We start from the raw sequence: 6,542 nt of genomic DNA on the forward strand, positions 1-6,542 counted from the left end.
CCTCACGCCCAGAGCAGTGCGGTGGCCGCGAGACCCGAGATCGCGATGAGCAGGGCCGCAATCCCGACGGTGAGGAGGCGCGGCATCATCGGGATCTCGGCATGGGTGAGCCGTGCCCGGATCGCCCGGTCCCGCCACACGGCACCGGCGAACGAGGCAAGCGCGCAGGCGATCAAGGTCAGCGACAGCACCTTCAGCGGCCAGACCGCGAGCACCTCCCGGAGGAAGCGCTGCGCGGCGAGGCCGACGCCGAGGAACGCGAGCCCGGTGCGAAGCCACGCCACGAAGGTGCGTTCGGCCGCCAGAACCGTCCGATCCTCGGCGAGCCTCACCCGCGGGTCGTCGGGGGGCACGGGTTTCGCGGGCTCGCTCATCCGGCATTCGCTGCCGCGATCAGGTGAAGCAGCGCGTCGGCGGCCCGGCTGCGGTAGCGCTCCTTGTGGCGCAGCACCCGGAACGGCCGGCTCGGCAAGTCGAACGCCGCCCGCACCAGGGTCCCGGCCCGAAGCGATGCGGCGACCACGGTTTCGGACAGTACGGCGGCCCCGCCCCCGGCCTCGACGGCAGCGCGGACCGCCTCGTTAGAGGGCAGTTCGAGCGTGACCCGAAGCTGGGCGGCTGCGAGGCCGGCCGCACCCAGGGCCGCCTCGAAGGCCGAGCGGGTTCCCGATCCCGCCTCGCGCAGCACCCAATCGACCCCGGCGAGGTTTTCGGGTTCGAGGTCGGTCGCCTCGGCGAAGGCATGGCCAGGGGCGACGACGAGGACCAGTTGGTCCTGGGCGATGGTCGTACTTGCGAGCGTCGGATCGTCCAGCGCCCCCTCAACAAAGCCGAGTTCGGCCTGCCCCGCGCGCACCGCATCGGCGGCCTCGGTGGTGTTGCCCACCCCCAACCGGATGGCAATCTCGGGGTAGGCCCGGCGGAAGGCGACGAGGTGGCGCGGCAGCCAGTCGCTGGCGATGGTCTGGCTGGCGTAGAGGGCCAGCGTCCCGCGTCGCATGCCGCTGAGGTCGGCGAGCACCAGTTCGGCAGCTTCGGCACGGGCGAGCACGGCGCGGGCCTCGACGAGGAACACGCGCCCCGCCTCGGTCAGCTCGATCCCGCGGCCGACCCGGTGGAACAGCTTGGTCGCGTGCCGCCCCTCGATATTGGCGATCGCCGCGCTGACCGCCGACTGCACGAGGTTCAACGCCTCGGCAGCCCGGGTCACGTGCTGCCGCTCGGCCACCGCCACGAAGATGCGGAGCTGGTCGAGGGTCACGGCTGGCGGGCGGCTGCGACGAACAGATCTCCGATCGTCCGGTAACCGGCATCCGAGGGGTGCAGGTCGTGGCCGGGCGTGCAGAACAGCGTCAGCGCACAGAGCCGGGCGACGGGATTGCCAGTCCGGTTGAAGGTGGGAAAGACGAGGACCGTGCGGGCGCCGGCATCGGCGGCGGCGGCTATGATCACGCGGTTGAGGTCCTCAACGAAGCGGTCGCCCCCCTGATCCGCGGCGGCGAGCCAGTTGTAGTAGGTCCCGACGAGGATGCGCGCCCTGGGCGCCGCCTCCCGCAACTGCCCGAGGATGAGCTTGAGGTTGGCCTCGGTTCCCTTGAGCGCCGTCGGCCAGCGGGTCGCAATGCAATCGGCACCCTGGTCGGCGCAGGCCGTCTGGACGGCGCGCAGGTCGTTGATGCCGATGTCGAGGGTGATCGTACCCACGCCTTCAGGATGAGCGCCGAGATACGCGGTCGCCGCAGCGAGCTGGGCCCCCTGGTAGGGGATGTGCAGGGGCAGCGGTGTGGTGCCGAAGGGCTTCCCGGTGGTGGCGAAGCCGCAGGGACCGGCGATGAACGAGGTCGTCGATTCGCCGGGGCAGCCGAGATTGACCACTGTCAGGCCGGCCGCGGATCGCTTCAGATCGGCGGCGAGAATGTCGACGTAGCCGGTGTCGAAGCTCTCGGGCCGCACCGCACCGTTCGCGATTTGACCCTTCAGCTTGTCGATCTGCAGGCCGTAGGCCAGCGAGTCTCCAAGCGCGAGGTAGGTCGGGGCCGGCTCGGCCACGACCGACGTCGGCCCCCCGAGCCCCACAAGAAGGCAGAACAATGCGCCCGCCAAGCCACGGACGCGGTGTCGTCGAACGGCGGTCTTCATCGTGTCCCCCTATGTCCCGATCCTATCGCCGGTCCGGCGCGAGGCCGCGCACCTGCGCGTCGACGGCCTGGGCGACCGTCAACAGCCGCGCCTCGTCGGTGCGGCCGGTGACGACGTAGGACATGCCGCCATCGACCCACGAGAAGGCGGCGACGTCGCCCTCGCGGGCGAAGCGGAAGAGCGTGCGCCCGTCGCCGTCACCGACGCGGCTGTAGAGCGTCAGCCGGGTTCCGCGGTCGTCGTCGTACATCAGCATCGCGGCGGATTCGGAACCCGCCGGTAGCAGCCGGCCACCCATCAGGCGGAAGCCGTACGCCGTGAGGTCGGGGGTGGTTACGGCGTGGCCGAGGCGCTTGGAGAGCCACGCGACGAGATGGGGCTTTTCGTCTGCGCGCACCTCGACCGGATGCACCGCCTCGACCACGAAGGTGCGGAAGGCTGCGACCGCGTCCTGCGTCGCCGGTGCCTCCACCACCATCGCCGTCGCGGGCCCGCCGTGCAGGGCATAGCCGACCCAGCCGCCGGCACCGCCGAGTGCGAGGCAGAGCACGGCTGCCGCCGCCATGGGAAACCACCCCACGCCGACGAGCCGATGTCGCGGGCGGATATTGGCCACCCGGAGCCGCGCCGGGATCGCCTCCTCGGCGATCGGCGCGAGGCGGGCACGCAGGCGCTCGCGCAGGGCGCGATCCGCCGAGATCTCGGCCGCACGTGCGGGGTTGCCGGCGAGCCATGCCTCGACCAGCGCTTGCCGCTCCGGTTCGAGACGACCGTCGATCAGGCCGTGCAGGTCGTCCTCGCCGACCGGGCGTGGATCCCCGCTCATTTCACCCTCCTCAAGAGGCCAGTCCGGCCAGTTTCCAGGAAACTTCGCATCCGTGTCCGCGCCCGGCTCAACCGCGACATCACCGTGCCCAGCGGTACCCCAAGCACCTGGGCCGCCTCGGCATAAGACAGATCCTCCACCGCAACGAGCAGCAGCACCGAGCGCTGATCCTCGGGCAGGGTATCGAGCCCGACGAGTACGTCGCGGGCCCCCATCGAGGCCTCCGGGTCAGCGCCCGGATCGGGCACCAAATCGAGTGCTTCCGCGCCAACATCGACGCCGCGTCGGCCCCGGCGCCGGACGGCGCCGAGGAACAGGTTGCGCTCGATCGTGAACAGCCACGCCCGCAGGTCGCCGTCGCGGCGGCGCCCGGACCAGGCGGACAATGCCCGCTCCAGCGTGTCCTGGACGAGGTCGTCGGCTGCCTCGCGGTCCCGCAACAGCGCGACGGCGTAGCGCCGCAACGCCGGGATCTGCGGTTCGATGAGGGCGGCGATCTCGTCCAACGACGTTTCCCGGTCAGAGGGGGCCGAGCCCGGCATTCAGCGATTATGGCTTGGCGATGTGCCACGCGCCGTTGAGGAATCCGTCGCCGGTGATGTCGCCCGGCTTGGTGTCCTTGGCGAATGTGTAGAGCGGCTTGCCCTTGTAGGCCCACTGCATCGTGCCGTCGTCCCGTGTCACCATCGTCCAGTCGCCACTGGCAGCCGAGCCGGAGGCGGCCATCAGTGCCGGCCAGTTGGCGGCGCAGGGGCCGTTGCACATCGACTTGCCGCCCATGTCCTTGTCGAAGGTGTATAGGGTCATGCTCTTGGAATCGACGAGCGCCGGCCCCTTGGCGGTCTCGGCGGTCATGGCGGGCGCGGTCATGGCGGGCGCGGCCTGGGCGGCCACGGCCGAGAAGGCGAAGGCCGCAAAGGCGGCGCGGATCAGCATGGTGCGCATGAGTGAGGTCTCCGGCGGTCGACCATGACCGCATTGGGAGAGATGCCGAACGGGCGCGTCTATTCCACTGACATTTGGAAAAGATCGATCACATCGGCAGGGCCGCCAATTCGTCCCCGGCCATGGAATAAAACCGTTTCCCCGGCATCTCTCCCCTCGACAACGAACAGGGAGGACGGCTCATGCGCGGAGCATTGGGATTTGCGCTCACGGCCGCCGTGATGGCCGGCGGCCTCGTCGGGGGCCGGATGATGATGCCCCCGACGCTGGCCGCCGCCGAGCCGCCGGCCGTCGTCTCCGCGTCCTTCGACGCGATGATGGCGCAGTCGATGACGCGGATGCATGACGACATGATGGTCCCGCCCTCGGGCGATCCGGACCGCGACTTCGCCGCGATGATGATCCCCCACCACGACGGCGCGATCGCGATGGCCCAGGCAGAGCTGCTCTACGGCAAAGATCCGGTCCTGCGCCGCCTCGCGCAGGGGATCATCGTCGAACAGGGCCAGGAGATCGCAGTGATGCGACGGGCGCTCGCCGATCTCCCTCCCGCGCCGGAATCGTCCGCCGCAGCCACCCACCTTCACCACCATGGCACGGCCCCTGCCGCCGAGATGCCTTCGGAGATCTGCCGATGAAGACCGCCCTGACCGTCCTCGCCCTCGCGTTGCTCTCCGGCTCGGCTCTCGCCGGGCAGGCCCCGGGCGCAGCCTCCGCACCGGACGTGCCGGTCAGCGGCAGGGACCGGTTCTACACCTCGGACCAGTTCTCCAACACGGTCTCGGTGGTCGATCCCGCCGCCAACGTCCTGCTCGGCGTGATCCGGCTCGGCGACCCGACGCCGATGAACCTGAGCCCGCTCTATCGCGGGCAGCTTCTGGTCCACGGCATGGGCTTCTCGCCCGACCACAGGACCTTGCTCGCGGTCTCGATCGGCTCGAACTCCGTGAGCTTCATCGACACGGCGACCAACACGGTCCGCCACACCGCCTATGTCGGGCGCGCGCCGCACGAGGCCTTCTTCACGCCGGACGGCCGGGAGGTCTGGGTGAGCGTGCGCGGCGAGGACTACATCGCCGTACTCGATGCCGCGACCGCCAAGGAGACGCGCCGGATCACCGTGCCGAACGGGCCCGGCATGACGATCTTCTCGCCGGACGGCGCCTACGGCTATGTCTGCTCCAGCTTCAGCCCCGAGACGGTGGTGATCGACACGAAGACCCACACCATCGTCGGGCGCGTGAAGCAGGAGAGCCCGTTCTGCCCCGACATCGCCGCGACACCGGACGGCAAGCAGGTGTGGTTGACCCTCAAGGATGTCGGCAGGACCCAGGTGTTTTCGGCGCGTCCGCCCTTCGCGCCTCTGAAGACCATCGAGACCGGGCCGATCACCAACCACGTCAACATCGTCTCGACCAAGGCCGGCCAGTTCGCCTACGTGACGATCGGCGGCCTGAACCAGGTCAAGGTGTTCCGCACCGAGGACTTCACCCAGGTCGCCACCATCCCGACCGGCGCCCTGCCGCACGGGCTCTGGCCCTCGGGCGACGGCAGCCGCGTCTATGTCGGCCTGGAGAACGCCGACAAGGCGGCGGTGATCGACACCGCATCGAACACCGTGATCGCCGAGGTGCCGATCGGCCAGGGACCGCAGGGCGTGGCCTACGTCCCGAACGCCGTGCCGGAGGGGGACGGAAAGCAGAACCTCCAGCCGCTGGGCGCCGCCGGCAAGACCAGCGTGCTGACGCTCGCGGGCACCGATGGCAAGCCGGCGACGCAAGTGACCCTCTTCGACCAAGGCGTGTTGCAGACGCTGCAGGCCGCGGTCACGGGACTACCCGCGAAGATGCCGTTCGTGCTGGCGCTGGCCGCCGATCCGAAGGGGGCCGCCGGCCTGGAGCCGCTCGCCGCCTTCATGACCAACCCGGCCGGCGCGGCCATCGTCAACGCGATCGGCCCGATCCGCCAGATCACCCGCACGGATGCCGGCGCGAGCCGGCGCTACCTCGTGGTGGTCTCAGGCAAGCCCGGTGAACTCGGAGGCGTCTTCCAGATGCAGACTGTGGATTGAACGGGCGGCCTCACGAGCGCGGGAAGCGGGAATCCGAGAGCATGCGTTCGCAGCGCGCGTCCGGCTGCGACGTCTGCTTTCGAGGCCGCCATTGGCTTGCTTCTATGACCGAGTAGGGTCGAGTCCTGCCGTTCCGCAGAAGGCATCCGTACGACACAGACATTCAATCGATTTTCTGTATTCAGTCGGCAGATTGGCGGATCGGCAGACAGCTCCTTCGGATTTAATTCTCTCTGAAGCCGAGGCGGTCCCGTATTCAGGGTGGCTCCAGCGCAGGCTCGCGCTATGTAAAACATATGAYCGATCCAAACCGCCGTCGCCTTCTCGCAACATCCGCGAGCGCTCTTACCGCCGCGGGTCTCGTGACGAATGTGTCCGCCCAATCGCTGGCCGCCGCCCSGGAMAACTGGATGACAGCAAGTCAGGGCGAACGCGACGGCGCCTACAACAACTCCACCGCAGTGCCGGGCAGTGCGGGGATCGTGGAGGGTTGGACGACGGACTCCGCCCGCCTCCGCGCGCAGCATGCCGGCACCATCGATCTCGCCTATGGGCCTCGCC

At 69.5% G+C, this 6,542-nt stretch carries 8 protein-coding genes; 2 read left to right on the top strand and 6 right to left on the bottom strand.

Annotated elements, in window-relative coordinates; translation table 11 throughout:
* Nucleotides 1-2: 2 nt before the first annotated feature.
* From ASG51_RS18570 to ASG51_RS18595, 6 genes are all read right to left on the bottom strand, one after another.
* Entirely contained in the window at nucleotides 3-374 is a 372-nt protein-coding gene (locus ASG51_RS18570) for a DUF202 domain-containing protein (protein WP_012752402.1), read from the bottom strand.
* Nucleotides 371-1,261, bottom strand: coding sequence for a LysR family transcriptional regulator (locus ASG51_RS18575; RefSeq protein ID WP_012752403.1), 891 nt, complete (start codon nucleotides 1,259-1,261; stop codon nucleotides 371-373). Before ASG51_RS18575 ends, ASG51_RS18570 begins: the two co-directional genes overlap by 4 nt.
* Nucleotides 1,258-2,049: an SGNH/GDSL hydrolase family protein gene (locus tag ASG51_RS18580; protein WP_056382354.1), complete on the bottom strand. Its 792-nt coding sequence runs from the start codon at nucleotides 2,047-2,049 to the stop codon at nucleotides 1,258-1,260. The genes ASG51_RS18575 and ASG51_RS18580 overlap by 4 nt, the downstream gene beginning before the upstream one ends.
* A gap of 112 nt (nucleotides 2,050-2,161) precedes the next feature.
* The gene (locus tag ASG51_RS18585) at nucleotides 2,162-2,965 is read right to left on the bottom strand and encodes an anti-sigma factor (protein ID WP_012752405.1); all 804 of its coding nucleotides are present in this window, start codon (nucleotides 2,963-2,965) and stop codon (nucleotides 2,162-2,164) included.
* Nucleotides 2,962-3,471, bottom strand: a complete 510-nt coding sequence (locus ASG51_RS18590; protein ID WP_012752406.1) for a sigma-70 family RNA polymerase sigma factor — start codon at nucleotides 3,469-3,471, stop codon at nucleotides 2,962-2,964. Before ASG51_RS18590 ends, ASG51_RS18585 begins: the two co-directional genes overlap by 4 nt.
* Before the next feature lie 43 nt (nucleotides 3,472-3,514).
* A complete protein-coding gene (locus ASG51_RS18595) occupies nucleotides 3,515-3,910 on the bottom strand; it encodes a hypothetical protein (protein WP_012752407.1) in 396 nt (131 codons plus the stop codon).
* 182 nt (nucleotides 3,911-4,092) lie between these two features.
* On the opposite strand from ASG51_RS18595, the gene ASG51_RS18600 reads away from it, so the two are divergent.
* Both ASG51_RS18600 and ASG51_RS18605 read left to right on the top strand, forming a co-directional pair.
* Entirely contained in the window at nucleotides 4,093-4,548 is a 456-nt protein-coding gene (locus ASG51_RS18600; protein WP_012752408.1) for a DUF305 domain-containing protein, read from the top strand.
* Entirely contained in the window at nucleotides 4,545-5,981 is a 1,437-nt protein-coding gene (locus tag ASG51_RS18605; protein ID WP_012752409.1) for a YncE family protein, read from the top strand. Before ASG51_RS18600 ends, ASG51_RS18605 begins: the two co-directional genes overlap by 4 nt.
* The last annotated feature ends 561 nt before the right edge of the window (nucleotides 5,982-6,542 follow it).

Origin of the sequence: Methylobacterium sp. Leaf465 (genome assembly GCF_001424705.1) — a bacterium.
Lineage (GTDB): Bacteria > Pseudomonadota > Alphaproteobacteria > Rhizobiales > Beijerinckiaceae > Methylobacterium.